The 26,609-nt window shown below is 72.6% G+C and carries 28 protein-coding genes; 15 read left to right on the top strand and 13 right to left on the bottom strand.

The annotated features are described in order from the left end of the window. The first annotated feature begins 243 nt into the window (after positions 1 to 243). Complete coding sequence (locus J7E86_RS20730) at positions 244 to 999, top strand: DUF4239 domain-containing protein (protein ID WP_215083220.1); 756 nt, start codon at positions 244 to 246, stop codon at positions 997 to 999. Here J7E86_RS20730 and J7E86_RS20725 read toward each other — a convergent pair. After that, entirely contained in the window at positions 977 to 2,278 is a 1,302-nt protein-coding gene (locus J7E86_RS20725) for a cytochrome P450 (RefSeq protein ID WP_215083219.1), read from the bottom strand. The genes J7E86_RS20730 and J7E86_RS20725 overlap by 23 nt on opposite strands. A gap of 58 nt (positions 2,279 to 2,336) precedes the next feature. Here J7E86_RS20725 and J7E86_RS20720 point away from each other — a divergent pair, with 58 nt between their 5' ends. The 5 genes from J7E86_RS20720 (at position 2,337) to egtD (ending at position 7,313) form a co-directional block, all read left to right on the top strand. Continuing rightward, positions 2,337 to 2,750 carry a PaaI family thioesterase gene (locus J7E86_RS20720; RefSeq protein ID WP_215083218.1) on the top strand — a complete coding sequence of 138 codons (414 nt, stop codon included), beginning with the start codon at positions 2,337 to 2,339 and terminating at the stop codon, positions 2,748 to 2,750. Between the two features lie 171 nt (positions 2,751 to 2,921). Beyond that, positions 2,922 to 4,235, top strand: coding sequence for an ergothioneine biosynthesis glutamate--cysteine ligase EgtA (gene egtA, locus J7E86_RS20715; protein WP_215083217.1), 1,314 nt, complete (start codon positions 2,922 to 2,924; stop codon positions 4,233 to 4,235). After that, positions 4,232 to 5,557, top strand: a complete 1,326-nt coding sequence (gene egtB / locus J7E86_RS20710; protein ID WP_215083216.1) for an ergothioneine biosynthesis protein EgtB — start codon at positions 4,232 to 4,234, stop codon at positions 5,555 to 5,557. Before egtA ends, egtB begins: the two co-directional genes overlap by 4 nt. Next, positions 5,557 to 6,342: an ergothioneine biosynthesis protein EgtC gene (gene egtC / locus J7E86_RS20705; RefSeq protein ID WP_215083215.1), complete on the top strand. Its 786-nt coding sequence runs from the start codon at positions 5,557 to 5,559 to the stop codon at positions 6,340 to 6,342. The genes egtB and egtC overlap by 1 nt, the downstream gene beginning before the upstream one ends. Next, positions 6,339 to 7,313: an L-histidine N(alpha)-methyltransferase gene (gene egtD, locus J7E86_RS20700; protein ID WP_215083214.1), complete on the top strand. Its 975-nt coding sequence runs from the start codon at positions 6,339 to 6,341 to the stop codon at positions 7,311 to 7,313. Before egtC ends, egtD begins: the two co-directional genes overlap by 4 nt. A gap of 33 nt (positions 7,314 to 7,346) precedes the next feature. Here the strand turns inward: egtD and J7E86_RS20695 are convergent, their stop codons facing one another. Beyond that, entirely contained in the window at positions 7,347 to 7,898 is a 552-nt protein-coding gene (locus J7E86_RS20695) for an AAA family ATPase (protein ID WP_215083213.1), read from the bottom strand. A gap of 126 nt (positions 7,899 to 8,024) precedes the next feature. Here J7E86_RS20695 and J7E86_RS20690 point away from each other — a divergent pair, with 126 nt between their 5' ends. Next, complete coding sequence (locus J7E86_RS20690; RefSeq protein ID WP_215083212.1) at positions 8,025 to 8,309, top strand: hypothetical protein; 285 nt, start codon at positions 8,025 to 8,027, stop codon at positions 8,307 to 8,309. Between the two features lie 42 nt (positions 8,310 to 8,351). Here the strand turns inward: J7E86_RS20690 and J7E86_RS20685 are convergent, their stop codons facing one another. Then, positions 8,352 to 8,882 (bottom strand): GNAT family N-acetyltransferase, encoded by a 531-nt coding sequence (locus J7E86_RS20685; protein WP_215083211.1) that lies wholly within the window; start codon positions 8,880 to 8,882, stop codon positions 8,352 to 8,354. 29 nt (positions 8,883 to 8,911) lie between these two features. Here J7E86_RS20685 and J7E86_RS20680 point away from each other — a divergent pair, with 29 nt between their 5' ends. The 6 genes from J7E86_RS20680 (at position 8,912) to J7E86_RS20655 (ending at position 15,487) form a co-directional block, all read left to right on the top strand. Further along, on the top strand, positions 8,912 to 9,343 hold the full coding sequence (locus J7E86_RS20680; RefSeq protein WP_215083210.1) for a GNAT family N-acetyltransferase: 432 nt from the start codon (positions 8,912 to 8,914) through the stop codon (positions 9,341 to 9,343). 357 nt (positions 9,344 to 9,700) lie between these two features. Continuing rightward, complete coding sequence (locus J7E86_RS20675) at positions 9,701 to 11,014, top strand: helix-turn-helix domain-containing protein (protein WP_215083224.1); 1,314 nt, start codon at positions 9,701 to 9,703, stop codon at positions 11,012 to 11,014. After that, positions 11,011 to 11,766 carry a toll/interleukin-1 receptor domain-containing protein gene (locus J7E86_RS20670; RefSeq protein ID WP_215083209.1) on the top strand — a complete coding sequence of 252 codons (756 nt, stop codon included), beginning with the start codon at positions 11,011 to 11,013 and terminating at the stop codon, positions 11,764 to 11,766. The genes J7E86_RS20675 and J7E86_RS20670 overlap by 4 nt, the downstream gene beginning before the upstream one ends. A gap of 173 nt (positions 11,767 to 11,939) precedes the next feature. Continuing rightward, positions 11,940 to 13,760, top strand: coding sequence for a hypothetical protein (locus J7E86_RS20665; RefSeq protein WP_251019432.1), 1,821 nt, complete (start codon positions 11,940 to 11,942; stop codon positions 13,758 to 13,760). Further along, entirely contained in the window at positions 13,757 to 14,848 is a 1,092-nt protein-coding gene (locus tag J7E86_RS31230) for a hypothetical protein (protein WP_251019431.1), read from the top strand. Before J7E86_RS20665 ends, J7E86_RS31230 begins: the two co-directional genes overlap by 4 nt. Positions 14,849 to 15,190: 342 nt before the next feature. Then, complete coding sequence (locus tag J7E86_RS20655; protein ID WP_215083207.1) at positions 15,191 to 15,487, top strand: hypothetical protein; 297 nt, start codon at positions 15,191 to 15,193, stop codon at positions 15,485 to 15,487. 88 nt (positions 15,488 to 15,575) lie between these two features. Here J7E86_RS20655 and J7E86_RS20650 read toward each other — a convergent pair whose 3' ends face one another. The 4 genes from J7E86_RS20650 to J7E86_RS20635 form a co-directional block, all read right to left on the bottom strand. Then, on the bottom strand, positions 15,576 to 16,271 hold the full coding sequence (locus tag J7E86_RS20650; protein WP_215083206.1) for a response regulator transcription factor: 696 nt from the start codon (positions 16,269 to 16,271) through the stop codon (positions 15,576 to 15,578). Beyond that, positions 16,268 to 18,349, bottom strand: a complete 2,082-nt coding sequence (locus J7E86_RS20645; RefSeq protein WP_251019430.1) for a histidine kinase — start codon at positions 18,347 to 18,349, stop codon at positions 16,268 to 16,270. The genes J7E86_RS20650 and J7E86_RS20645 overlap by 4 nt, the downstream gene beginning before the upstream one ends. Further along, a complete protein-coding gene (locus J7E86_RS20640; RefSeq protein WP_215083205.1) occupies positions 18,346 to 18,648 on the bottom strand; it encodes a hypothetical protein in 303 nt (100 codons plus the stop codon). The genes J7E86_RS20645 and J7E86_RS20640 overlap by 4 nt, the downstream gene beginning before the upstream one ends. Positions 18,649 to 18,787: 139 nt before the next feature. Continuing rightward, positions 18,788 to 19,225, bottom strand: a complete 438-nt coding sequence (locus J7E86_RS20635; RefSeq protein WP_215083204.1) for a hypothetical protein — start codon at positions 19,223 to 19,225, stop codon at positions 18,788 to 18,790. A 217-nt stretch (positions 19,226 to 19,442) separates the two neighbouring features. Here J7E86_RS20635 and J7E86_RS20630 point away from each other — a divergent pair, with 217 nt between their 5' ends. Then, entirely contained in the window at positions 19,443 to 19,772 is a 330-nt protein-coding gene (locus tag J7E86_RS20630; protein ID WP_215083203.1) for a hypothetical protein, read from the top strand. 30 nt (positions 19,773 to 19,802) lie between these two features. Here the strand turns inward: J7E86_RS20630 and J7E86_RS20625 are convergent, their stop codons facing one another. The 4 genes from J7E86_RS20625 to J7E86_RS20610 all read right to left on the bottom strand — a co-directional run bounded on the left by J7E86_RS20625 (position 19,803) and on the right by J7E86_RS20610 (position 23,250). Beyond that, positions 19,803 to 20,165: a DUF1330 domain-containing protein gene (locus J7E86_RS20625; RefSeq protein WP_215083202.1), complete on the bottom strand. Its 363-nt coding sequence runs from the start codon at positions 20,163 to 20,165 to the stop codon at positions 19,803 to 19,805. 100 nt (positions 20,166 to 20,265) lie between these two features. Beyond that, entirely contained in the window at positions 20,266 to 20,472 is a 207-nt protein-coding gene (locus tag J7E86_RS20620; RefSeq protein WP_215083201.1) for a dodecin, read from the bottom strand. A gap of 325 nt (positions 20,473 to 20,797) precedes the next feature. Further along, positions 20,798 to 21,853, bottom strand: a complete 1,056-nt coding sequence (locus J7E86_RS20615) for a phosphatidylinositol-specific phospholipase C domain-containing protein (protein WP_215083200.1) — start codon at positions 21,851 to 21,853, stop codon at positions 20,798 to 20,800. Positions 21,854 to 21,948: 95 nt separating this feature from the next. After that, complete coding sequence (locus J7E86_RS20610) at positions 21,949 to 23,250, bottom strand: NAD(P)/FAD-dependent oxidoreductase (protein ID WP_215083221.1); 1,302 nt, start codon at positions 23,248 to 23,250, stop codon at positions 21,949 to 21,951. 252 nt (positions 23,251 to 23,502) lie between these two features. Here J7E86_RS20610 and J7E86_RS20605 point away from each other — a divergent pair, with 252 nt between their 5' ends. After that, on the top strand, positions 23,503 to 24,192 hold the full coding sequence (locus J7E86_RS20605) for a PAS domain-containing protein (protein WP_308312660.1): 690 nt from the start codon (positions 23,503 to 23,505) through the stop codon (positions 24,190 to 24,192). Here J7E86_RS20605 and J7E86_RS20600 read toward each other — a convergent pair. Beyond that, entirely contained in the window at positions 24,129 to 24,836 is a 708-nt protein-coding gene (locus J7E86_RS20600; protein ID WP_215083198.1) for a (2Fe-2S)-binding protein, read from the bottom strand. The genes J7E86_RS20605 and J7E86_RS20600 overlap by 64 nt on opposite strands. Positions 24,837 to 24,958: 122 nt before the next feature. Beyond that, entirely contained in the window at positions 24,959 to 26,404 is a 1,446-nt protein-coding gene (locus J7E86_RS20595) for a prenyltransferase/squalene oxidase repeat-containing protein (protein WP_215083197.1), read from the bottom strand. Positions 26,405 to 26,609: the final 205 nt, after the last annotated feature.

The following is a 26,609-nucleotide window of genomic DNA, read 5'->3' as shown; positions in this document are numbered from 1 at the left end:
GTGCCGCCCCCGCGCCGGGGCCCGCCCGGCACCTCGCGCCTCGCGCGTACCACCGGTCGGCGTCCCGGCTGCCCGAGGGCGGCACGTCGCTGGTGACCCTCACCCTGCTGCTCACCGCTCCGGCCGTCCTCGCCGTCGCCCTCCTGCGGCCGCGCGGTGGCAGCGGACGGCGCGGCTGATCGCCCGTGCCGCCCTCGATCCCCGCTCCTTGACGGCCCGCCCCCTCATACCCGGAGGTTTCCCTTGTCCGAGTGGTTCGTCCTGGTCCTCGCGATGGGCGCCGCCTGCGCGGTCGTCCTGACCATCACCGTGCTGCGGGAGCGCAGGATCGACGAGGACTACGATCCTTCCGAAACCCCCGATGTGATCGAGTACATGACGATGATGGTGGGGGTCGTCTACGCCATCGTGCTGGGCCTCGCCATCGCCGGCGTCTGGGAGGCGCGCAGCAGCGCCCAGTCCGCGGTCGTGGCGGAGGCCCAGGCGCTGCACGAGGTCAGCGAGCGGGTCCAGGCGTACGCGCCGGCCGCCCGGGACCGTACGCGCAAGGACGTCGAGGCGTATGTGAGCCACGTGGTGCACAAGGAGTGGCCGGTGATGCTCAAGTCCGGCGAGCTGACGGACCGGGGCACCCAGTTGCTGGCCAAGGTGCGCGAGGACGTCACATCCTACGAGCCGCGCGACGACCACGAGAGCCAGTCGTACCAGCCGCTGCTGGACCAGGTCGGCGCCGCGGACGCCGCGCGCTCCGAGCGGGCGCAGAACGCGGGCGCCACGATGCCGGGCGTGGTGTGGTTCGGGCTGGTCGCCGGGGCGCTGGTGGCCGTGGGGCTGATCTTCACGCTGCAGATCCGGCGGTCGCCGCGGGAGTTGCTGCTGGCGGGGATCTACAGCGCGCTGATCGCCTTCCTCCTCTTCCTCATCTGGGACTTCGACTCCCCCTTCGGCCACGGCGTCGCCGACGCGACGGGCCCGTTCACCGATCTGTTCTCCATCTGACGGGCAGGTGCTTGAGCCCGTTCTGGAAGTTGGACGCCAGCCGGACCGCCTCGCCCGCCCGCTCCAGGCCGGGCAGCCGGTCGACGGTGGCCCGCAGCATGGTGCGCAGCTGTACGCGCGCGAGGTGCGCGCCCAGGCAGACGTGCGGGCCGGAACCGAAGCTGACGTGGTCATTGGGCGTGCGGGTGATGTCGAAGCGGTCGGGGTCGGCGAAGACACGTTCGTCGCGGTTGGCGGAGGCGTGGTAGACGACGACCTTCTCGCCGCGGCGGATCCGCACCCCGGCCAGTTCGGTGTCGCGGGTGGCGGTGCGCCGGAAGTCCATGACGGGTGGCCAGTACCGCAGCACCTCCTCCACAGCCGTTCCGGTCGTCTCCGGCCGGGTGCGGAAGAGCTCGTACTGCCCGGGGTGGTCGAGGAGGGTCAGCAGGCCGCCGGGGAGGCCGTTGCGCAGGGTCTCGTTGCCGGCCACCGCGAAGAGGAAGAACATGGTCTCGAACTCGTCGCGGTTCAGACCGCCTTCGCGCATATGGGCCATCACGCTGCCGGGGCGCGGCTCGTCGGCCAGGGCGTGGGCGTAGGCGAACATGTCGGCGAGTGCGGCGCGCGAGCGGGGGCTGGGCAGCGTGCCGTCGGGGCGGGCGGGGGTGGCCGGCCGGTGGGCGAGGGCCGCGCGGCCGAGGGGGCCGAGCGTCCCGGGGTCGGCGGTGGCGGAGCCGGAGAGGTCGGGGTCCTGGTAGCCGATGACCCGGTCGGACCAGTCGCGCAGCAGGCCGCGGTCCTCCTCCGGTACGCCCATGACGTGGGCCAGGGTCCACACCGGCAGGTCCGCGGCGAGCTCAACGAAGTCCGCCGCGCCCCGGCCGGCGACGACGTCGAGGACGGCGTGGGCGCGGGCCTCGACGACGGTCTCCAGCTCCCTGACGGCGCGCGGGGTGAAGGCCGCGGCGACGATGCGGCGCAGCCGCGCGTGGGCGGGCGGGTCCTGGTTGAGCATCATCGCCCGGACGAAGGCGAGGTCCTCGGCGGTGTCGGGGTCGCGGATCTGGGTGGCGCCCAGGTGGGAGGAGAAGACGTCGGGGGCGCGCAGCACGCGCTTGACGTCGGCGTGCCGGAAGACGGCCCAGAATCCGGTCCCGGCGGGCCAGGGGCCGATGGCCGGTTCCTCGATCCAGGAGACGGGACCGGTGTCGCGTAACACGCGGAAGCGCTCGTAGGGGACACCGCGGGCGTAGGTGGCGGGGAGATAGACGTCGGCGGTCACCTCGGACGGGGTCATCCAGCGGACCGTACGCCCTCCTCTGGCGTGGGCGTCAAGCCCTCGCCACAATGACGGGGTGACCCTGAGTCCGGAAGCAGCGCAGAAGGTCCTCTCCGAGAACTTCGCGGCATGGGTGCTGGAGCTCGGCCTGACCGTCGAGGAGACGGGCGAGCTCCACGCCGTCGTGCGATTACCGTGGTCCGGGCGGCTCGCGCGGGAGGGCGGTGCGATATCCGGCCAGGCGCTGATGGCGGCCGCCGACACGGCCACCGTCCTCGCCGTGTCGTCGGCCAAGGGCGGTTATGGGCCCATGACCACGGTCCAGCAGTCGACGACCTTCGAGCGGGCGGTGACGGGCGCGGACGTCCTGGTCACGGCGCGGATCACCAAGCTCGGCCGCCGGTTCGCCTTCGCGGACGTCACCCTGACGGCGCGGGGCGCGGACGGCCCGGCGGCGCGGGCGAGCACGGTGTACGCGTTCCCCGGCTGAACCGGCGGCACCTGCTGCGCCGACCGACCCCGCCGACCCGTACGACCGGCGGCGGACCCGGCCGGCGCGCCCGCCGCGCGCGGGCCCGGTGGCCGGATGACACCCCAGGCGCTCTTGAGGCGGCCGCTCCCCATGGTCTTGGCTGGAGCGGTGGGCCCCGGAGGGGCGCTCATGGGACACGACAACGGACGGGAGGTACGGACCGTGACCGACATCGAGTCCGGCAGGGCGGGTCCCGCCGGCACGGTCGGCGAGGCGGAGGTGGACGCGCTCGTCCGCGGCATCTGTTTCAAGACCGGGCCGCCACGCCTCCTCGGCGTCGAGCTGGAATGGCTCGTCCACGACCTGCGCGACCCCGCACGTCCCGTGCCGCCGTCGCTGATGGCGGCCGCCGCCGACCGGCTGCGCGCTCTGCCGCTGCGGTCCCTGATCACCGTCGAACCCGGTGGCCAGCTGGAGTTCAGCTCCCGGCCCGCGGACTCCCTCACCGCCTGTGTGGAGGAGGTCTCCGCCGATCTGGCCGCCGCCCGCCCCGCGCTGCGCGACCTCGGGCTCGTCCTCGCCGGCTACGGCCAGGACCCCTGGCATCCACCGCGCCGTGTCCTCGACACCCCCCGCTACCGGGCCATGGAGTCCTTCTACGACCGGCGCAACGGCTCCGGCCGGACGATCATGTGCGGTACGGCGTCCGTGCAGGTCTGTGTCGACGCCGGTTTCGAGGAGCCGGGCCCGCTCGGCTTCGGGCGGCGCTGGCGGCTCGCGCACCTGCTGGGCGCGGTCCTGGTCGCCGCGTTCGCCAACTCGCCCCTGCACCGCGGCCGCCCGACCGGCTGGCGCTCCAACCGGCAGGCCGCCTACACCCGTGTCGACCCCGGCCGGGCCCTGGCGCCACCCGAGAGCCCCGACCCACGGGCCGCCTGGGCGGGGTACGTCCTGGACGCGCCGGTGATGTGCGTGCGCTCCGAGGACGGGTCCTGGAACGCCCCCGCGGGCCTGGACCTGCGCCGCTGGACCCGCACCGCGCTCCCCCGGCCGCCCACGACCGACGACGTCACCTACCACCTGACCACGCTGTTCCCGCCCGTACGGCCACGCGGCCACCTGGAACTGCGCATGATCGACGCGCAGCCCGGGGACGACGGCTGGCTGGTGCCGCTCGCCGTGACCGCCGCGCTGTTCGACGACGCCGTCGCCTCCGAGACGGCCTATCGCGTGGTGAAGGCGCTCGCCGACACCGCGGGCGCCGGGCCGGCGCCGGCCAACCCGCTGTGGCGCAACGCGGCCCGCCGCGGCCTGGCCGACCCGGAGCTGCACGCGGCGGCCGTCAGCTGTTTCGCGGCGGCTCGCGAGGCGCTGCCCCGGCTCGGCGCGCCGCCGCACGTCCGGGCCGCCGTCGACGCCTTCACCGCGCGGTACGTCGCGCGCCGCCGGTGCCCCGCCGACGATCTCCTCGATCACGTCATCGGGAAGGAGAGCCGCACATGACCGCCCCCGAAACGGACCCCGAGACGCTCCGGCGGCGCGCCGGGGACGCCCTGCGCACCGCCCGGGAGCGCACCCGCGCGCTCACCGGCTGCGTGGACGAGCACGAGCTGACCGCCCAGCACTCCCCCCTGATGTCGCCGCTGGTGTGGGACCTCGCGCACATCGGCAATCAGGAGGAGCAGTGGCTGCTGCGCGCCGTGGGCGGGCACGAGGCGCTGCGGCCCGAGATCGACTCGGTGTACGACGCGTTCGAGCACCCGCGCGCCGAGCGCCCCGCCCTGCCGCTGCTGCCGCCGAAGGAGGCGCGCGGCTATGTCACGGACGTACGCGACCGGGTCCTGGACGTCCTGGAGACGGTGCCGCTGCGCGGCGCGCCCCTGGTGGAGGCCGCCTTCGCCTTCGGCATGATCGCCCAGCACGAGCAGCAGCACGACGAGACGATGCTGATCACCCACCAGCTGCGCAGCGGCCCGGCGGCGCTCACCGCCCCCGAGCCGCCGCCGGCCGCGCCGGACGCGGACCGGCTGCCGGTCGAAGTGCTCGTCGAGGGCGGCCCGTTCACGATGGGCACCTCCGCCGAGCCCTGGTCGCTCGACAACGAGCGGCCGGCGCACCCGCGCTTCGTCCCGTCCTACTTCATCGACACGCTGCCGGTCAGCAACGGCGCCTATCTGCGGTTCATCGAGGACGGCGGCTACGACGACGCCCGCTGGTGGCACCCGGAGGGCTGGGAGCGGGTGCGCCGGCAGGGAATCGAAGCGCCGCTGTTCTGGTGGCGCGAGGGCGGTGGCTGGATGCGGCGGCGGTTCGGGGTCGTGGAGCCCGTACCGCCGGACGAACCGGTGCTGCACGTGAGCTGGTACGAGGCCGCGGCGTACGCGGCGTGGGCGGGGCGGCGGCTGCCGAGCGAGGCGGAATGGGAGAAGGCCGCCCGTCACGACCCGGCGTCGGGGCGCTCCCGGCGCTACCCCTGGGGCGACGCCGATCCCACGCCCGACCACGCCAACCTCGGGCAGCGGCACCTGCGGCCCGCGCCGGTGGGCGCCTATCGTGCGGGCGCCTCGCCGCTGGGCGTGCGGCAGCTGATCGGGGACGTGTGGGAGTGGACGGCGAGCGACTTCCTGCCGTACCCCGGCTTCCGGGCCTTCCCCTACCGCGAGTACTCGGAGGTGTTCTTCGGCGACGCCCACAAGGTGCTGCGGGGCGGGTCGTTCGCCGTCGACCCGGTCGCCTGCCGGGGGACGTTCCGCAACTGGGACCTGCCGGTGCGCCGGCAGATCTTCTCCGGTTTCCGCACGGCGCGCGACGCGGAATCCGCCTGATGTGTCGGCACCTCGCGGTCCTGGGCCCGGACTCCCCCATCCGCGCGACCGTGGTGGAGCCCCCGTACGCGCTCTTCCGCCAGTCATGGGCGCCACGCCGGCAGCGGTACGGAACGGTCAACGCGGACGGCTTCGGCGTCGGCTGGTACGCGCCGGGCGACCCGGTGCCGGCCCGCTACCGCCGGGCCGGGCCCATCTGGGCCGATCAGTCCTTCGCCGACCTGGCCCGCGTCGTCCGCACCCCGGCGCTGCTCGCGGCCGTGCGGGACGCGACCGAGGCGGGCGCGGACGGCGAGGCGGCCACGGCGCCGTTCACCGCCGGTCCCTGGCTGTTCAGCCACAACGGCGCGCTGCTGGGCTGGCCCGACTCCGTCGCCGCGCTCGCCGGGCGGGTCCCGCCCGGCGAGCTGCTGCGACTGGCGGCGCGCTGCGACTCGGCGTTCGTATGGACGCTCGTGGAGCTGCGGCTGCGCGACGGCGAGAGCCCTTCGCGGGCGCTCGCCGGCACCGTCGCGGAGCTGGCCGGGGCCGCGCCCGGCTCGCGGCTGAACCTGCTGCTCACCGACGGCGCCACCATCACCGCCACGGCGTGGGGCGACACCCTGTGGTACCTGACCGGTCCGGAGGGCCGCACGGTCGTCGCCTCCGAGCCGTACGACGACGATCCGCGCTGGACCGAGGCGCCCGACCGCACCCTGCTGACCGCCACCCGCACCGAGCTCGCGGTGACACCGCTGTCCGCGTACGCCCCGCTGCCCGTCCCGCTCAAGGAGCCCGTTCTGTGAGCCCGTTCGCCCTGACCCGTACCCTCCCCCTCGACGCGACCACCGCCGCCCTGCGCGCGGACGTCTCCACCGGGCTGACCCGCTCGCCCAAGGAGCTGCCGCCGAAGTGGTTCTACGACGCCCGCGGCAGCGAGCTGTTCGACGAGATCACGCTGCTGCCCGAGTACTACCCGACGCGCGCCGAGCGGGAGATCCTCGTCGCCCGCGCCGGCGAGATCGCCGAGATCACCGGTGCCCGTACGCTCGTGGAGCTGGGCTCGGGTTCCTCCGACAAGACCCGCCACCTCATCGGCGCCCTGCCCTCGCTCGACCACTACGTGCCCGTCGACGTCAGCGAGAGCGCCCTGCGCGGTGCGGCCCGCACGCTGCTCGCCGAGCACCCGGCGCTGACCGTGCACGCGCTCGTCGCCGACTTCCAGTACGGGCTCGCCCTCCCGGACACCCCCGGGCCGCGGGTGCTCGCGTTCCTCGGCGGCACGATCGGCAATCTGCGGCCCGCCGAGCGGGCGGTCTTCCTCGCCGCCGTCCGCGCCGAACTGGCCCCCGGCGACGCGCTGCTGCTGGGCACCGACCTGGTCAAGGACGAGCGGACCCTGGTCGCCGCCTACGACGACGCGGCCGGGGTGACCGCCGCGTTCAACAAGAACGTCCTCACCGTCATCAACCGTGAGCTCGGCGCCGACTTCGACGCCGACGACTTCGACCACGTCGCCCTGTGGGACGCGAAGGAGGAGTGGATCGAGATGCGGCTGCGGGCCCGCCGCGCCGTCGTCGTGAAGGTGCCCTCGCTCGACCTCGCGGCCCACTTCACGGCGGGCGAGGAACTGCGCACGGAGGTCTCGGCGAAGTTCCGCCGCGAGGGGGTGCGGGCCGAGCTGGCGGCGGCCGGATTCGAGCTCGACCGCTGGTGGACGGACGAGGAGGGGCGCTTCGCACTGTCGCTGTCCACGCCGGCCGGCCTCCCTGAGTGAACGGGGCCGCGCCGCTGGGCCCCGCTCAGCGGATCAGCCCTTCGCCAGGATGGCCTCGACCGTCTCGTCCACAGTCAGCTCGGAGCTGTCGCACCACGTCCCTTCGCCGTCGAGTTCGGTACGCATCGCGTCGTCCAGGAACGACCAGTCGTCCGCCAGCACCTTGTCCCGTGCGGCGACCCGCCGGGCGACGACGTCCGCCGACGGCGCGAGGACGATCAGACGCAGCGGCAGGTCCTCCAGCTGCTCCCGGTAGAACTCCAGATGAGCGCGCCGGACGACCACGTCGTCGATGACCGGGACGACGCCGGCGGCGTGGAAACTGCGCGCCAGCACCGACGCGTTGCGGGCCCGCAGCAGCAACTGGCGGTCCGCCTCCAGGTCCGCCTCCGGCGAGGGCAGGTGCCCACCGGCCACGATGAGGTCCTGGAGGCGGTCCCCCTCGATGTGCGCACCGAGCGGGAACCGGCGGGCCAGGCCCGCTGACACCGAACTCTTCCCGGACCCTGGAATGCCGATGACGAGAAAGACGTCGGAGGCGGGGGCGGTGTCGACGATCCGGCCCTGAAAGGAGGTATCCGGCATTGCTTCCTCTTTTCCGCATGTCCCACACGTGACGAACAGTGGTGACAACCTTGCCAACCGGCCCCCTGCCAGGGGTCACCGCCCCCCTCAAGTGACTGCCGTGGCGGGCGCGTGTCGCGGTTCCGCATGGTGGGTAGCCTGCGGCTGTCCGGTGGCGAGGAGGTCCACGACATGGCGGACGACGAAGCGGCGGCACCCCCCGAGGCGGCCGGCGCGCTGGCGCTGGAGTACCGGGACGGTGTGCTCGTACTCAAACTGACCGGCGGGCACGTCATCCCCAGGGCGCTGCCCGTGGTCGACGACTCGGGCGTGCTCCTCGCGGTGTACACCGCCGGCACCCCCGCCCCGGGCCCGGCGAGCGAGGGCGTACGGGATCCGGCGCTGCCTCCGGAGCGGTTCGACGGCGGCTGAGACCGCGGCCGTCGGCCAGCCGGCGGGCGTGAACTGTTGCCATCAGCCGACCTGTCGGGCCAGCACTTGTCCCGGCCATTCCTCGGCGAGAAAGCGGTCGGTGGGCGTGAAACCGTTGCGCTCGTAGAACGCGACCAGTTCGCCCCCTCCGCCCGCCCAGCAGTCGACCCGCAGCAGCTTCACGCCGGCCCGCCGGGTCTCCTCGGCGGCATGAGCCAGCAGCGCCGTCCCGATGCCCAGACCGGCGTACCGCCGATCGGACACCAGCAGCCGGACGTACCGTTCGGGTTCCTCGGCCGACGCGATCGGCATCTGCGGGCTGGGGCCGGAGCCCAACACCAAAGCTCCGACAGGTGTGCCGTCCGACTCCGCGATGAACGGGGCGTTCTCCGTGGTGTACCGCTCGACCCGCGCCACTCCGCCGGGCTTCTGCGAATACGGTGTCGTGCCCCACTGCTCGGTGTTGCCGCGATCGTTCATCCAGACCACCGCGGAGTCGAGCATGTCCAGAATGACGGGGGCGTCGGCCGGGCCGCCTGGTCTGATCCTTATGCCAAGTGTGGTGTCGCTCATGGCGGAAGCCTAGAACTAGAGTGCCAGGCATGAAGATCATCGACCTGGAGCCCGGTGACGAGCGGCTCGACTTCGACCTCCTTCCCGTCCTGCGCGAACTCCGTCCGCATCTCACCGAAGAGCTCTTCCGGGAGGTGTACGAGGAGGGGTACGGCCAAGGACTGCGCTTCACCGCCGCGTACGGCGACGACGGCGTGTGCGCAGGTGTGGCCGGCTGGCGTGTCGTCGCCAACACGGGCACGCTGCGCATGCTGTACGTCGATGACCTGGTGACCACGGCCGCCGCCCGGTCGACCGGCGTCGGGCGCCGGCTCCTCGCGCATCTGGAGCAACACGCCCGGGCGACGGGCTGCCGCATCTTCAGCCTGGACTCCGCCACCCACCGCACCGACGCCCACCGCTTCTACCAGCGCGAGCGGATGGCCATCGCCGCCTTCCACTTCCGCAAGGGGCTGGACTAGCCGGACACCGTCGGACGATCACGGGCAAAGCCACGAGCTGGTCGCAGCGGTCATGGCGGTGCTGTGAGAGACGTACGACAACTCATCCGGAGGCAGCGGGGCCGCGGTCATGCGCGGGTTGTCGGCCGACAGCCCGCCGGTGAGCGTGGGTACGGGCTTCGACCGGGCTCGACCCGGTGGGGCATGGCTTGCCTGGCTCTATGACCGGCACAAGTTCCAGCCCTCACGAATGCTGCGCCCCGCCGTCGGAGAAGGAAACGGGAAACAGCATCGATCGCCTTGCCCGTCCGGGAGAGGCTGCCGCACTCTTTCGTGCAGCAGCACCTCGGCCTGGATGGATGGGCTTGGGAGGTTTCCGTGCCACAGCCGTCCACCGAGTTCGGCGAGGAGCTGAGGAAGCGGCGTCTGGAGGCCGGGCTGAGCCTCACGGCCTTGTCCGGCGCCGTGCATTACAGCAAGGCGCAGTTGAGCAAAGTAGAGCGAGGTATCAAGGCACCCAGCCGTGACCTCGTTCGGCTCTGTGACGCCGTCCTCGGTGCCGACGGGGCATTGATTGCCCTGGTCACCCAGGTCGCCGCCGGCACACCTGCCGAACCGGCCCCAGGCCACGTCGACGACGAGGAGGAGTGGATCATGCAGTTGTCGCCGGACGGCCCGAACCGGTTCCACCCCCTGGGCCGGCGAGAGGTGATGAGCGTCGGCGCCGCATCGCTGATGACATGGCGGTCGGACGGGACGGGGCCGGCCTCCCCGGCCTCGGGTGCCGGCATGCTGGAAGCCTCTCGCTCGCTGTTCACGCACTACCGGAGGCTCGGCCAGACCGTGGAGCCCGGTATGCTCCTGCCCGTCCTGATCGCGCAGACGCACACCCTGCGGGAACTGTCCGCTCAAACCGACACCAGCACCCGTCGGCAGTTGCTGGCGCTTGGATCCCGGTACGCCGAGTATGTCGGCTGGCTGGTGCAGGAAACCGGAGACGAACCTGCGGCACTGTGGTGGACGCAGCGCGCGGTCGATATGGCAGCCGCCGCTGGCGACCAGGCACTGGCCGGCTATGCACTGGTCCGTAGGGCTTTGGTCACGTTATACCGGGATGACGCCCAGCAGACGATCGCTCTGGCCCGTCGCGCGCAGAGCGGCACGTTGCCACCACGGATCCGCGGGCTGGCCGCACAACGCGAAGCGCAAGGGCACGCACTCGCAGGTGATCTCCATGCCTGTCTGCGTGCCCTGGAGCGCGCTCGTACGCTTCTCGCCCGCCCGGACGACGGCTCCGACGAGCCGGTGATCGGCACCATGCACCTTCCCGACCCGGTCGGCATGGTCACCGGCTGGTGCCTGGTAGATCTCGGTCGGCCGCGGGAAGCGAGCGAGGAACTCGATCGGCAACTCGCCCTGGTCGGCCAGGACGCGGTGCGTACGCAGGTGCGGTACGGCGTGCGCCGTGCGCTCGCCTATGCCTCGGCCGGCGAGATCGACCACGCGTGTGCGCTGACGGCACCACTGCTCGACGGCGTGGCGGCGGTGCGCTCAGCGACCGTCACGACCGACCTGCAGCGCCTCGCCCGGGTCCTGGCTCGCCATGCGGATCACCCTGCGGTACGTCGGCTGGGGCCGCGACTCGGCACGTTATCGCGCTTATCCACTCCGCTGAGGGAGACATCACCATGACCGAGGTCTTCATCAACTACCGCACAGGCGACGGGGAGAAGACCGCCGCCCTGATCGACCAGGAGCTGTCGCGTCGCTTCGGACGGGAGCACATCTTCCGTGCGTCGAAGTCCATCGCCCCCGGCGAGACCTACCCCGACGCCCTGCTGGCCGCGCTGCGACGAAGTTCCCTCCTTCTGGCCGTCGTAGGGCCGGACTGGGCGAATTTCCGGGCCCGGCTGCACGACCCCGAGGACTGGGTGCGCAGGGAGATCGAGGAGGCGTTCACCTGCGAGCTTCCGGTCGTTCCCATCCTGGACGGCCGGAAGACGAACCGGCTGAGCAAGGCCGATCTGCCGCCCGAACTGGCGCGGCTCGCCGACCTCCAATCCATTTCGTTCGACACCCATGACGTCGAGACCGGCCTCAGGCGCATCGGCGATCTGGTGGCCGAGATGGTCCCCGGACTGCGCGATCCGGCCCAGGCCGACAAGACGTCGTCCGCGCCGGACACCGTGACCAACTCGATCGGGGACGTGAGCGGAACAGCGGTACAGAGCCGTGACTTCACCGGAGACGTCGGTGGCACCATCGTGAAGGGCTCTCGTGGCCCGGTCCATACGGGCAACGGCCACATCTACCAGAACTCCCGACACGTGTCAGGCGACCGGCGCATCTCGGGCACCGGGATGACGTACGTGGAAGGCGACAACCACGGCAACATCCAGCACCGGTTCGGTGAGCCGGATCGGCGCGAGGGCGACAGCCGGTGAACCAGCACAGCAGTACACGGGTCGAGAACCCGCAGGGCTTCACGCACACGGGTCCCGGCAACATCAACGTCAACGTCGGCGCCCAACTACAGGACTCGGACAAACCGACCTTTCGGCGGGTCGCCGAAGATCAACTCCGCTGGCTGCGACGCGTACTGGTCGACCCCTTCGGCATGGGCAAGGCCCGCGCCACGCTCACCGACACCGGCACCGTCATCCTGGACGGCCCCCCGGGCAGCGGCCGCACCTCGGCGGCCCGCGTACTCCTGCGCGAATACCACCGGGACAGCGGCGTCTTCCACGAACTCCTACCCGACGAGGAAGACGAACTGTCCCTCCACGATCCAGCTCTGGTCGAAACCGGTGACCAGTTGCTGCTGGACCTGTCGGCCGCCGACGACCACCAGTGGTCCGCGGCACGGGCCGACCTCCCCGCCCTCCGCAAGGCCGTCCACGAACGGCACGCACATCTTGTCATCGTCATGCCGCACGGCGGCATCCTCGATCCCGACCTCCAGCACTACCGAGTCGAAGTCCGGCGGCCTCCCGGCCTGCACGTCCTCAGGCGGCACCTCCGCATGCACGGCGTGCCGTACGAGCAGTACATCCAGCCCGACGTCGCCGTAACCGAGTTCTTGCGCGAGGAAAGGCCGATGCGGGAGATCGCGGACTTCGCCGACCTGGTGCGCCGCGCCCGCGAGACCGCTCGACCGGACGAAGGATTCGCACAGTGGTGCGCGACAGCCAAGAAGGCACGGGACGACCGGCGGAGGGAAGTCACCGCACTCGTTGCCAAATTACGCGAGGCTCCTCAGCGGGCACTGCTGATCGCCGTCTCCATGCTCCACGGGGCGCACGCCGACGTCATCCACCGTGCGGCCCAGCTTTTGCTGCGCGCTCTCGACTCCCCGCCGGAAGAGATCCCGCTGCTCCAGCGCAACGACCTCGCTCAACAGCTCGGGGAGATCTCAGCCGATACCGGGCCTGACGGACACGTGCGGTTCACTGAGCTGGACTACGACTCCGCCATCCGGGCGCATTTCTGGGACCATATGCCTGACCTCCGGCACCACCTCGGCACTTGGGCCGCGAGCGTCGTGGATCTGAACGACCCGCACATGGTCCCTGCCGTTCGTGACGGTCTGGTGGCGCGTGTGGCCGGTCAGTACCTACGGACCGGGCGCGGGGACGGTCTGGCATCTCTCGCCGAACGATGGAGTTCCGAGGCGGTGAGCAGGGCGCGGCTGGAGGCCGCTGTCCATGCGCTCACCTGCGGTCTCAATGATCCGGCTCACGACAGAGAATTCCGCGAACGGATCTATCAGTGGTGTGCTCACCGGCGTCTCAGGGGGGAGTTCGCACAGGTACTCGTCCAGATCTGCGCCGATGTCCTTGCGGCCAGTCATCCGGATCAGGCCCTGCTCAGGCTGTACTACCTGGCCCGGCGTGAGCGCGACACGACTCGTGCCCTGCAAGCGTTGTGCGACCTGGCGTCCAGCAGCCGCCGGCTGCGCCGAAGGCTGCTCGACCGCCTCGCGCGATCCGACCTCTCGCCGCCCGACCTCGGCATCTTCCTGCGAGCCTGCGATCCGGTGCCGCTGACGGACCCCTCCGGCGCCTCACGCGCGCTGGTGGAGGAGCAGGGTGTACAGGGCTCCCTGACCACGTGCTGGCATGCGGTACTGGCCGAGCTACCGCGGGCAACGTGGCAGCCACACGCAGAACGCTGGCTCCACTGGGCGACCGACGACACCGGACACCGCGGTGAGCTTCTGCTCGACCTCCTCGTCAGCGCGGCCGAGCGGTGCGAGGAAAGACGAGGTGAGATCTTCGCCGAGCTCTATGCGAGCGCCCGCGATGCCGAGCGCACCGCCCAGGGAGGCCCCGCGCGCTCCGTCGAAACCACCGAACTGCTACTCCACAAGATCAGCGTGGCCCAAGGCCTCTGCCCAGCCGCCCCGCCACCAACATCAGCCGGGGGGACTCGACCGTGACGACCGCACGAAAGACGACAACCGTCTTCCTCACCATCTTATGCGGCCTACTGCTGACTATCGCCGGCCTGACACAACGGTGGCCCACATGGACATGGCCGACGCTGGCCGTGCTCCTCCTCGTTGTCCCCGCAGCAGCCTTCCGGATCGCTTCGCTGCGCCGCGGCTCCATGCCGGTCAGCTTCGAAGAACAACTCACGGCCTCCCCCGTGGAACGCACGGACCACCACGTCAGCCAAGTGGCACTGCCCAGCCTCTGGGCCGACTACCACTTCGTCTTCTCGGCGACCGTACGGTGGTACCTCCTCGAATCTCCCGAAAACACCCCCGTCCTCAATCCGGCAGGGCTCGCCGTCGAGGCAGTCCTGAACCGTGCCCGCACCATCACCGAGAAACGGGAGCCGGGCCAGGCCTCACTCGTTCAGCACGAGCTCAACGGCGCCCTCAGTCGTATGTGCCCGGATTCCACAGGGCACCTCCAAGCCATGGCGGAAAACATCAACCTCACTTTGCTCGAGCAGGACCAAGAGCGTTTGAACAGACTCGCCAAAGTACGCAAGGACGAGGCGGTCTGGGAGCACCAACGCAAATACGAGCAGAACAAGCGCCAGTACCTGGGCAATGACGTGCTGAAGGACACCGGCAGTGCAGTGGTCTGGTGGCTCGCCAAGAACGACGAGCACGTGGAAAAGACGGTGGCAGACCTTGCCCTACTCGCGCAGCTCACGTCCGCAGCCAATGACACCGATATTCCCGAGCGGCTTCAGAACATCCTGTCGCAGCAGCCCGGCGAGCCGGCCGCTCCGGAATTCCTGGAGGAGGACCCCGCTCCCACCTCACAGGAACGGACAGCTGTGGATCATCTCTCGGGCTTCTTCGATGCCATGGGCTTCACGGAAGGAGACGTTCGGCGGGTGATGCTGGCCAAACAGATCTCCGACATCGTCAAGCAGCAGAACCGCCACGAGACAGCCGAGGACCTGCTACGCAGGTTCGATCCGCCGGCGACTTTCACGCCGAACAATGGTGAGGAGCCGAATTCCCACACTGACGCGCCCGATGAGACATCCGGGGCCCCACTCGCATGAGAAGACGATGGACAGCGAGTTGGCCGCTCACGCAGCGTCCGGAGCAACCACACGGCCTATCAAAGGTGACCTGCCAGCAGCTGTTCTTCGCGAACCTCCAGCGGCCCACGGAACCGACCCCCCTTGCTACCGCGTTGTTCGCGGTGGGCCCGCTGGTCCCTCGCCCCGCCCGGCGAGCAGGTGCCCCCCCCCACGCCGGGACCGGCGTCGGCACGGGCGGTGAGAGGCGGACGACCCATGTGCCCGGGTCACCGGGCGGTCGAAGCTCTGGTTGTCCGGATCCGGCGGGCAGTGGTCGCCACCGCGGCCCGCCGGGTTCCACTCACCGAGGAAGGAAACACCATGAAGAACAAGCGCGTCTCCCTCGCCGTCGTCGGACTCGCGGCCGTCGTGGCCTCGATGACGGGCGCCGGTGTCTCACAGGCCGTCGAGGCCAGTGGCGTCCACGCGCGGCAGTCGTTCGCGGCGGCCGCCTCCCACGTGGCCCAGGCGCCCGCCGACCTGCCCGTCCACCGGGGCAAGTACTGGACCCGCGGGGGCTGCATGGAGGCCGGCCAGGAAGGGGTCGACCGCGGTCACTGGTCGCAGTTCCAGTGTGCCAACGGCCCGGTCTTCTGGAACCTGTGGACCGACCGCTGAGAAACCGTCACGCCCGGGGACGAAGCGGGGGCGGCCTTTCGGCGGGCAGTGTCCGCCCGCCGAAAGGCCGGGTCCCCACCGGCGTGGCTCAGCCCGACCCCAGTCCCGCGTCGCGGGCCCGCACGATCGCCGTGGCGCGGTCGTGGACCTGGAGCTTGGTGAAGATCGAGCCGACGTGGTTGCGCACGGTCTTGTCCGCCACGAACAGCCGCTGCGCGATCTGCCGGTAGCTCAGCCCGGCGGCCAGGAGGTCGAGGATCTCGCGTTCCCTGGCCGTGAGGGTCGGGAACGCCTCCTTGGCGGGGGCGCTGCCGAACGCCGCGAACAGGGCTCCCAGGCGCTCGGCCATCCGGGGGCTGAAGACGGCCCCTCCCCGGCCGACCGTGTGCAGCGCGTGCAGGATCTCCTCGCGGACCGCGCCCTTGAGGAGGTAGCCGCGCGCCCCGGCCCGTATGGCCGCCAGCAGGTTGTCGTCGTCCTCCGACATCGTCATGACCAGCACCTGGGTGCCGGGGAGGCGTTCACGGATCTGCCGGGTCGTCTCGATGCCGGACTGCCCCGGCAGGCCGAGGTCCATGACGACCAGGTCGGGGGTGGTGCGGGCGGCTTCGGTGAGGGCTTCCTCGCCGGTGGCCGCCTGGGCGACCACGGTGAAGCCCTCGTCCAGGTCGACCGCCGCGGCGAGTCCTTCCCGGAAGAGGGGGTGGTCGTCGACCAGGAGCACGCGCCAGGCGGGTGCCTCCTCGTCGCGGTCCCCGACGGGCGCGTCCGTCGTCTCGCTCATCGTCGTCCTTCCGGGTGCTCGGGGTGGGAAGCCAGGGGCAGGGTGGCGCTGACCGTCGTGCCGTCGGGGCCACTGGCCACGGCGGAGGTGCCGCCGATCTCCTCCGCCCGTTCGGCGACGGAGGCCAGGCCGGTACCGGGCACGGCGGCGGTGTCGAATCCCGTGCCGTCGTCGGTGACCACGACCGTGAGCGCCGTCGGGGCGGCGTCGAAGGCGACCTCCACCCGGCGGGCCCCGGCGTGCCGGACGGCGTTGGTCACGGCCTCGGCGGCGATGCGGTAGGCGGCGATCTCCACGCCGGGCGCCAGGGCGGGCAGCGGGGTTCGCGGGCCGGCCACCGTCACGCGCACGTCGTCGGTGCCGAGCCGGTGCGCGAGGGTCCGGGTGGCGCCGAGGAGGCCGTGCTCCACCAGCGCCGCCGGCGTCAGGCCCGCCGTGATGCGCCGTACTTCGGCCAGGGCCTCACCGAGCCCTTCGGCGGCCACCCGCAGGTGTTCCGTGGCGGCGGAGGACGGCGGGCTGCACGCCTGGGCGGTGCCCAGCCGCAGCTGCGCGGCCGCCAGTTGCGGGCCGAGTCCGTCGTGGATCTCGCGGCGCAGCCGGCGGCGTTCCTCCTCGCGGGCGAGGACCAGGTGTTCCCGGGCCGCCTGTGCCTCCTGGCCCAGGCGCAGGGCGGCCAGCGCCGGGCCGGCCTGGTCGGCGAGGAGCGACAGCAGGTCGCTGTCGCGTTCGGCGGGCGTGCTCGTACCGCCGCGTGCCACCTCCAGGCGGCCCACCGCCTGGCCGTGGTGGCGCAGGACGAACGTCTGCTTCGGCTCGGTCACCGGGGCGCCGACGGCGGCGAGCCACCGGGGGCCCGACCGGGTGTCGACGCCGATGGCCGCGCCGGCCAGCCCCAGGTCCTCCACCACGCTGCGGCAGATCTCCTCGGGTACGTGGCCGGGGTGCGGTGCCTGCCGCAGCCGTACGGCCAGGGCCCGCATGGCCTCGTAGGGCCGGGCGCGCGGACCGTAGAAGGCCCGCTCCACGGCCAGCGACGTGCGCAGCACCACGGGCCGGGCGGTCCAGCCGACGACCAGCGCGCCGCAGGCGACGACCACCACCGTCACACTGCGGGCCGCCGGCAGCGTCGCCCAGGCGGCCACGGCGGTGCAGACGGCCGCGGCGGCCAGGGCGGTGAGCACGAACGCGCCGGCCAGCCGGTGGCTGGTGACGCGTTCCAGGCGCCACATGCCGCCGCGGGCCGCCGCCAGGCAGATCACGGCGACCCACACCGCGCTCCCCGCGGCCCGCGCCGCGACGGTCCAGCTCTCGCCCCACACGTCCGACAACAGCAGGCAGACACAGGCCGGGTAGGCCACGGCGAGCAGCGCCCAGACGCGCCGGCCGTCCCCGGCGGGCTCGCGGAGCGCGCGGCGTACGAGGTCCGCCGTGACCACGACGGTCACGACCCGGCTCACCCAGTCCACGGCCGCCTCGCTCGGCTCCAGCAGCCCCATGGCCCATTCGCCGACGGCCGTCCCGGACCACGGGCTGGGGAACGGGTGCGAGCCCGGTGTGCCCAGCGCCCACAGCACCCCGTACCCCAGGCAGACGGCCCCGGCGCCCACGATGACGCCCCAACGGCCCCGGCGGGACGCCGAGTCGTGGAGGAAGCACAGGGGCAGGAGCAGGACGGTCAGCGGGTGGCCGGCGATCCCGGTGGCTCCCAGCAGGATCATGGCGGCGGCGACCGGCACCGGTTCGCTGCCGAGGAAGGCGAACAGGTCGAACACGGCGGACGGCACGATCCACACCGCTCCCGCGGCCAGCAGCAGCCCGCCCATCCGGTGCCCGGAGCGGTCGGCGAGCAGCAGCACCGCGACCACGCACAGGGGGAGGCCCACCACCAGGCGCGTCACCTCGGCGGATGCCTGTGGCGCCGAGTAATTGACGGCGAGCCACCGGTCCCCCGCCAGGACCAGCACGACGGTGAGCTTCACCAGCAGGACGGCGAACAGCAGGGCCGCGGCCGTGCCCGCCATGCGTACCGCCCGGCCGTGCGACCGGACGGCGACCGCGGCCGGGTCCGGGCTCATCGCACCCAGAGGTCGTAGGGGTCGACTCCGAACCAGCTGGAGGGAAGGCACCGGTACTGCGCCCACCGCTTGGCGCGCCGGCCGTCCTCGCCCGCCTGTTCGCATCCCTGCTTCGAGTGGTGGGTGTCGATGTACTTCCAGGGGCCGTCGTACTTCCAGGGTCCGTCGTAGGGCCGGGAGGTCTCGGACGTCCGGTGGTTCCCGTCGTTCGCCACGGCCTCCCCGGCCGGGAGGATGCCCACCGCCGCTGCGGCCACCACCGCCAGGGAAACCAGGAACCGTCCAGGTGAACAGCGCATGCTCGCTCCTCGATCGGAGGGGCGGCTCCCCGATGAGCACCACCCCGTGCACGCGTTGATCAACGAGCCGACGGCCGCTGTCGTTGCGGGGCGCCGCCGCGCGGGGCCTCCTCCATGGGCAGCGTCCACACGACGGTGGTCACTCGGGCAGCCCGAGCACCATGAGGATCACGATCAGCGGCGGCAGCAGCGCGCACCAGGCGATGATCCTGCGCGCCTTGGCGAATCGCATGCGCCGTGGCAGGACCCATCCGGCCAGGAGCATCGCGGGCGTACCGATGACGGTCGCGAACAGGCCGCCCAGGACGCCCGCGAGGGCCCGGTTCAGGGCCGACGAGCAGTTGTCGGGTCCGCAGCTGTCCGTCGCCATCGGGGCCAGCCCGCCGAACAGCAGGGCCACCGGGACGATCATCAGCGCCAGCCCCGTGGCCCAGCCGGGCGCTCCCCAGGCGTTCTCGTCACGGTCGGCGGGCCCGAGGGGGTGGGTGTCGCGGGCGTCGGCGGCGGCGTCCGCGGTGTTGGCGGCGGCCCACTCCCGGCGCAGCTCGGCGTCCGCGTGCGTGCTTCGGTCGTTCATACGACCAGTGAACGGGCGCGGACCATTGACGCGCCTCGGGGCACGTACTCAGTACGCGCTGGTGCCCGTACTCATCTCCACGGCCCGGCCGAACGGCGCGTGCCCTGATCGGGTGAGTTTGAGCCGATTTCGCGGCCAGGAGATCTTGTATGGAGATCTACTGAGCGCGACGGCGCCGCTCCGGGCCCGCCGACCAGCTTGCGACCAGGAGAAACGCATGAAGAAGACCGCGACCGTGCTCGCCGCTCTGACACTCGGCCTCCTCACCGCGACGCCCGCGTCGGCGGGCGTCGACGTGCAGTGCGGCAAGTACATCTGCGTGATGACGGCACATCACAACCGGTTCGTCCAGGACATCACCGTGCGGACCAGGGACGGCCTGCCCGGCACCCTGCGCGCCTACTGGGGCGACTTCCACTCCCCCAAGGCCAACGCCGCGACGCACAAGTGGGACGTGAACCGCGAACAACAGGGCGCGAAGCTCGTGTGTGGCGGCCTGGAGCGCGACGGCCGCAGCATCGAGGACGGCATCTGCGTCACGATCTGACGCACCGCGGCGAGAAGGCGGCCGCCGCGACTACGCGGCCGACGGCCCCGGTCGTTCGGCTCGGGCGCGCAGGCCGCGCGCCCGCTCGGCCGGGTCGTAGCCCGGTCCGACGCCGTCGATCAGCAGCAGATCACCTTCGATGTGCTCGGTACGCAGGCGCAGGATGTCCTGGTAGGCGGAGGATTCGTACCAGGCACGGGCCTCGGCCAGGCCGGGGAACTCGATCAGCACCATGCTGCCGGGCCACGCGCCCTCCAGGATCTCGGCCGGCGGTCCGTGAATGACGAAGCGGCCCGCGAACGGGTCGAGGGTGGCCTGGATGCGCTCCAGGTACTCGATGATGTCGGAGTGATGGCGGCGGCTGCGGAGATGAGCGAAGCCGAAAGCGGACACGGTCGGGCTCCCTGGTACGGGTGGGGGTGGGGGTTCCCTCCCACCTTGCCCGCCGGCGTGCGGAAGATCGATTACCTGTCAGGTAATGCCGACCAGTCGCCTACTCCAGGCGGAAGCCGACCTTCAGGCCCACTTGGTAGTGGCCGATCTCGTTGCCCTCGAAGTGGCCCCTGATCTGCGTGACCTCGAACCAGTCGAGGTTGCGGAGCGTCTGCGAGGCGCGGGCGAGGCCATTGCGGACGGCGGCGTCCACGCTGTCCGGCGAGGAACCCACGATCTCGGTCACGCGGTAGGTGTGGTTCGTCATAGGTGCTTCTCCAGGCGGTGGCCGGTCCGGACTCCACCACCGTGGCGCACCCGGGGGCCCGGCGCGAGGTGAGCGCCGCCGTTGGCGTGGGGCGCTGGGCCGTGTCCGGCGGATCATGTGAGCGGACACTGCGGGCCGTGTCGGGCGCACCACCGCTGCGCGGCGGTGTCCTCAATCGCCGGACGGGCTGAAGGTGGCTGAGCCCAGCCGAATCAAGCCCGTCCGGCGCTTGAGGACGCGCCCGCAGGGCGCCCGCCGCCGCAGGCGGCAAAGACGGCCCGCCCCGCCGCAGGCGGCCCGCAGCCGAAGATCCGCCGGACACGGCCTAGCCGCGCGGGTGCACGAGGGACAGGGCCTGCGGCAGGGGGTACCAGTCGGCGGTGGCGAAGCTGGCGTGGGCGCGGGCGAGGAGGGTGACGCGGTCGCGGGCCTGCGCCTCGGTGGGGCGGGTGACGTCGATGGCGGGCGGCACCTTGTGGGCGTCGGTCATGACGACGAGGTAGTGCCGGCTGTCGTACCAGGCGGTGTCGATGCCGCCGCGCAGGTACGTGGCCGCGTCGCCGTCGAAGAGGACGAACCAGGGGCGGAGGGTCGCGTCGGTGTAGCGCGTGCGCGGGTCGCCGGAGGCGGCGCCGTGCACGGCGGGGAAGGCGCCCGCCTGCCGCAGGCGGCCGGCGGCGGCCAGGTCGCGCAGGTAACCCGCGTACTCCCGGTCGGTCCACAGGCGGTCGGCGGGGTTGTTCTCCTCGACGGTGCCGGGTATCAGCTCCACGACGAACTTGCCCGCGAGCGCGGACCGGGCGGGCCAGCCGTCGGCCCGTGCGGCCGCGTCCAGCGTGGCGTGGCCGCCGGCGAGGTCGGCGGGGCGGTAGAGGGCGTCGCCGAGCTTCTCGCCCAGCAGGGCGTCCAGCTCCGCCGGGCCGCGCCCGCTGTCGGCGTTGAAGCCGTCCTTCATCTCCACCTTGAGGAGGACGGGCCGGTGGCCGGGGTGGGCGTCGTGCCAGGCCCTGATGTCGGCGAGGCAGCCGGCGAGCGGCTGGTTGCGGGACTTGGTGCGCAGTTCGGCGGGGGACGTGGCGCCCTCGCAATTGTTGTCGTTGCGCAGCGGGCTCGAGTGGGAGACCCGGAAGGAGCGGCCGCCGAAGCCGTTGGTCCACACGTCGAGTTCGAGCAGCGAGGCGCCGGAGTCGAGGGCGTCGGCGAAGTAGGGGTACTTGGCCTTGTCGTAGGCGTTGTGCACGCCCACGGAGGTGGTGGCGGAGTAGGGGGATCTGCCGGTCCCGTCGGTCTCGGCACCGGCGGGGGCCGCCGTCGAGGCGGCCAGCGCGGCCCCCGCCGTGAGCGCGAGCATGGTCCTGCGTACGAGTGCGCGTCCGCGCATGTCCCCCACCGCTTCCGTTCATCCCGCCGACGGGGGCGGGCCGATATGAGCGAGCAGCAGGGTACGGGAGTAACGCCAGTTGTTCGAACGCGGGTTCAGTTCCGGTCGTAGGGTGTCCGGGCGATCTCCGGCATCTCGGTGTCCAGCGGAACGGATCCGGAGCGTACGAGCCCGAGCTGGACGCCCTGGCGCGGCAGCACCGCGTCCAGCAGCCAGTCGGCGGCGACCCGGATCCGGTTGCCGGGCATGGCCGCCAGGTGGTAGCCGCGGGTGACGGCGTTGGCGAGCGGGCCGGAGAGCGGGATGTGCAGCGGGTCGGCCGCCGCCTGCACGCCGCCCAGGTCGACGGTGAAGCCGAGGTCGTGGTGCTTGTACGGGCGGCGGGTCCCGCGCCCGTAGCCGGCGGCGACGTTCCGGGCCGCCGTCCTGCCCTGCCGCTGGGCGTGCTGGGCGGTCATGGGGGTGATCTCGCCGGGCCGGGTGAGGTCGGGCACGGCCGCGGCGTCGCCGCACGCGAAGACCTCCGGCCGGCCGGGGACGTTCAGGTACTCGTCGACGCACAGCCGACCGTGCTCGGTGGGCAGGCCCATGGCCTCGACCAGCGGGTCGGGGCGCACCCCGACGCACCAGATGAGCGACCGGGTGGCGACGAACTCGCCGCTGTCGAGCCGGACGCCCTCGGAGGTCGCCTCCTTGACGGACGTTTCGGTGAGGATCTCCACGCCGCGGGCGCGCAGCACCTTGTCGGCGGTGCGCGAGAGGCGTTCGTCGAGCCCGGGCAGGAGGCGGGGCGCGACGTCCACGAGCAGCCACCGGGCGCGTACGCCCATGGCGCGCAGCGCGCTGTCCCGGCGTACGAGGGCGTCGGTGAACAGGACGCCATGGGCGGCCACTTCGGTGCCCGTGTAGCCCGCTCCGACGACCACGAAGGTCAGCCGCGCGGCGCGTTCGTCGGGGTCGGTCGCGGCTGAGGCCAGCTCGGTCTGGCGGGTGACGTGGTCGCGGAGGTAGAGCGCCTCGGGCATGCCGCGGAAGCCGTGCGCGTGTTCGGCGACGCCGGGGATGGGCAGCAGCTTGTTGACGCTGCCGACCGACAGGACCAGCCGGTCGTAGTCCAGCGCGCCGCGCCGGCCCTCGGGGTCGGCGTACTCGACGCGGCGGCCGTCCAGGTCGACGGTGTCGACGTGGCCGAGGACGAGCCGTACGCCCGGCAGGGTTCCGGTCAGGGAGACCGAGACCCGCCGTGGTTCGAGCACACCGGCGGCGACCTCGGGCAGCAACGGCAGGTACAGGAAGTAGTCGTTGGGGTTGACCAGCACGATCTCGGCGGCGCCGCGCGCCGTGCGCGACAGCTCCCGGGCGGCGTGGTAACCGGCGAATCCTGCTCCGACGATCACGATGCGGGCTCGGCTGCTCACTGACGGCTCCTGGGTCGGGTGCGTCCGGTGACGGGTGCGATGGCGATGCCGTTCCGGGTAACCGGCGCGCGCCGCCCTCAAACGCGCCGCCGAGGGCCCCTGCCGCTCGTATACATAACTGCACGATTGTGCAGTGGTTCGGGGCGTGACGCTCCCGCGTGGGGTGTGCCGGGCAAGCACTGGACGGGCCCTTTTGTACGGGCACGGGACGAGCGAGGGGCCGGTACGGGCGTGGGAAGCGACGAATTCATCAGCTGGCGCAACCATTTCCTGCTGCTCCTCGACCGGATCCCGACCCCGATCGCCATCTGCCGGGCGGACGGCGAGGTCACGGTCGCCAACCCGGCGATGGCCGCCGAATGGGGCACGGCGCCCGTCCGGCTGCGCGGCCGCAACCTCCAGGACCTGTTCCGGCCGCGCGCCCCCGGCCGGCTGGACCGGCACATCGAGGCGCTGCGCCTGGGCCGCCGGCCGCGCCACCCCATCGAGGTGCGCTGGCTGGTGGGCACGGACGGCGTCGAGCGGGAGGGCGAACTGCTCGTGGACCCGGTCGGCGACGCGTTCCCGGCGAGCCCGATGCTGCTGGCGGTGCTGCGGGTGCGCAGCGAACAGGTGCCGCGCCAGGCCGAGCCGATGGCGGAGGTCAGTGGGGTGGAGGGGAACATCCTCGCACTGGCGGCCGCCGGGGCGACGACGGCCGCCATCGGCAAGGCCGTGGGCCTGACCGTGGACGGCGTCAACTACCACTTGACCCGGCTCACCCGGCGCTGGCGGGTGCCCAACCGCACGGCGCTGGTGGCCAAGGCGTACGTCCTCGGCGTGCTCTCCACCCGCGAGTGGCCGCCCGCCCCGGCGCCTCAGCGACGGGGGGCGTGCCGCAGTACGCAGTCGCCGCACATCCCGCCGGGCAGGACCCGGTAGTACAGGCAGCAGGTGCGGCGGACGAAGGACGGCCCACCGCGGGTGCTCAGTGTGCCGGTGTCGCGCAGGAGGGGATCCGCCAGGAGCGCCCGGGTCAGGGCGAGCGCGCGGGCGGCGGTGTCCGGCCGGTCGTGGTCGCGGCACCAGGTGTGCAGCACCCGCAGCGCGCCGGCCAGGGACGAGCCGGCGTTGCCCCACAGCAGCCGGCCGGAGACGGGGACGACGGCGCGCGTGACGCGGTGCACGTCCGTCAGCGGTCCGCGCAGGACGTGGTCGCCGAGCTGCGCCGCGAGCGCCGCGGGATCCCCGGCGGGCGGCAGCGCCGCCGGCCGGGGCAGCCACAGGTCCTCCGGGGCCGTACGGGCGGGGTGCCACCCGAGCCGGCCGCCGGAGAGATCGGGGATCCGGCCGGTCAGCGCCGCCGAGCCGAGGGCGACGGACAGCAGCCGCCCCGCGAGGCCCTGGAAGGCGACGGACGCGGCCACCCGCCGGTCCGCCGTCCCCAGCCGCTCCGCCACGGTCTCCACCCTGGCCCGTACGGCGTCCTCCCCGAGAGGGAGGTAGCCCTCGTCGGCGAACGACGTGGTGTCGTCGGTGCGCAGGGCGAAGAACGGGCCTACGGAGGAGAGTTCGGCAAGGCACATGGGCGGGGCGGTTCCGTCGGTCGGGGTCGGTCGGAGGCCGGTCCGGGTGGAGGCGGGCCGCTCGCCCGTCTCCACCCGGAACCGGCAGCCTCCCACAGGGGTCGGCGTCGCGTCCGCGTGGTTCAGGCGCCGGTGCGGCGCATGCGGCGGGACAGGGTGACGGCGGCCGCACCGGTGAGGAGGAGCGCCCCGGCGCCGGCGGCGGCGGGCAGGGCGCTGTCCGCGCCGGTGGCGGCGAGGTTGTCGGTGCTCGACGCGGAGGAGCCGGTGGAGCCGGTGCCGGTCGTGCCGGAACCGCCCGTGGAGGAGTCGCCGGAGGTCGTGCCCGGGGAGGCCGAGGCCGAGGCGGAAGCAGAGGCGGACGACGACGGGGACGGGGAGGGTGACGCGGACCTGGAGGGTGAGGGTGACGTCGAGGACGTGCCCTTGCCGGTGGTGCCGCCGGTCGTGCCCGTACCGCCGGTCGTCGTGCCGGTCCCGCAGGCGAGGGCGGCGCGGCCCGGCCGGGAGCCCCGGCCGTCGATCTCGGCGAGGGACTGCTCGGCGAGGGCGGGGACGACCTGCGCGGTCACGCGCAGGGTCTCCCGGTCGACGACGGCCTTCCGGGAGCCGATGGCGCCTCGGTCCGCGGGGGCGGCGGAGCAGCCCAGTTGCCGGGTGCGCAGCCAGGCCAGGCCCTTGTTGGCGGCTCCCGCCCGCTTGCCGACGAGCAGGGCCTGGACGCCGAGGGCGGTGCTTCGGGAGTCGCCCTCGCGGCCCGTGGCGGTGGCCGCGAAGCCGCCGTCGGGCAGCTGCGTCCTCTCCAGCCGGTCGAGCGCCCGCTTGGCCTCCTCCGGGCGGCCGGCGGCGTACAGGGCCTGGACGGCCATGCCGGTGCTGCCGGTGTCCGACACGCACGCCTTCGCGTCCGGGCCGTTCTGGAGGGGGAAGCCGCCGTCGTCCTCGCACCGGGACTTCAGGAGGAAGTCGACGGCCTCCTTCGGCACCTGATGGAAGCGGCTGAGCGCCAGGATGCCGAGGGGCTGGGTGTACTGGTCGTGCGTGTCCGAGGCGGCCGTGTCCTTGAAGCGGCCGTCCTTCTGGAGGCTGCCCTTGAGCATCTCGATCAGGTTGTGGTCGCCGAAGTGCTCCGGGTCGCGGTTCTCGGCCGCGGCGACCAGGGCGAGTTTCGCGGCACCGGTGGCGGACACGTCGCCCGCCTTGCCCGGGGTGAGGTAGTCCCTCGCGTTGGTCTGGAGCCAGTTGGTGGCGCGCTCGGCGGTGGCACCCGCGGTACCGGAGGCGGCGAGGCCCAGAACGATGTCGGCGGTCAGGCCGTGGTCGCGCGAGACGTGGCCGCCGTTGCTCAGCTGGTCGGCGGCCCAGGTGGCGGCGGCCTCCGCGGCGGCGGACCTGGCGGTGTCCTTGCCCGCGGCCTTCTCGGCGGCCGCCCTGGCCTGGGCCTCCGCCCCGGCCCTCGGCGCGGGTTCGGCGGCCGCGGCAGTGCCCGCGCCGGGCAGCAGCAGGGCGACTCCCACGAGGGCGGCGGGCAGCGTGGCCGCCGCTCTCGGGCGTATGGACGGTGACATACGGGTCTCTCCTCGGGTGCTCTGGCGTTCTGCGTTCTGCGGGTTCCGGCGTTCGGACGGCCGGCCGAAGCCGGCCGGTGCGTCGAAGGCCGCCGGGCGACCAGGGTGCGGCGCGGCGGGTACGACGGGACCGACGAGCGGGAACACGTCGGTGCCGCGGCGCGCGGCGGGGGCGCCGACCCGCGGCCGCCGGTGTGCGCGGCAC

It is taken from the genome of Streptomyces sp. ISL-11 (assembly GCF_018614525.1).
GTDB lineage: Bacteria > Actinomycetota > Actinomycetes > Streptomycetales > Streptomycetaceae > Streptomyces.
This window is presented reverse-complemented; position numbering and strand designations above follow the sequence as displayed.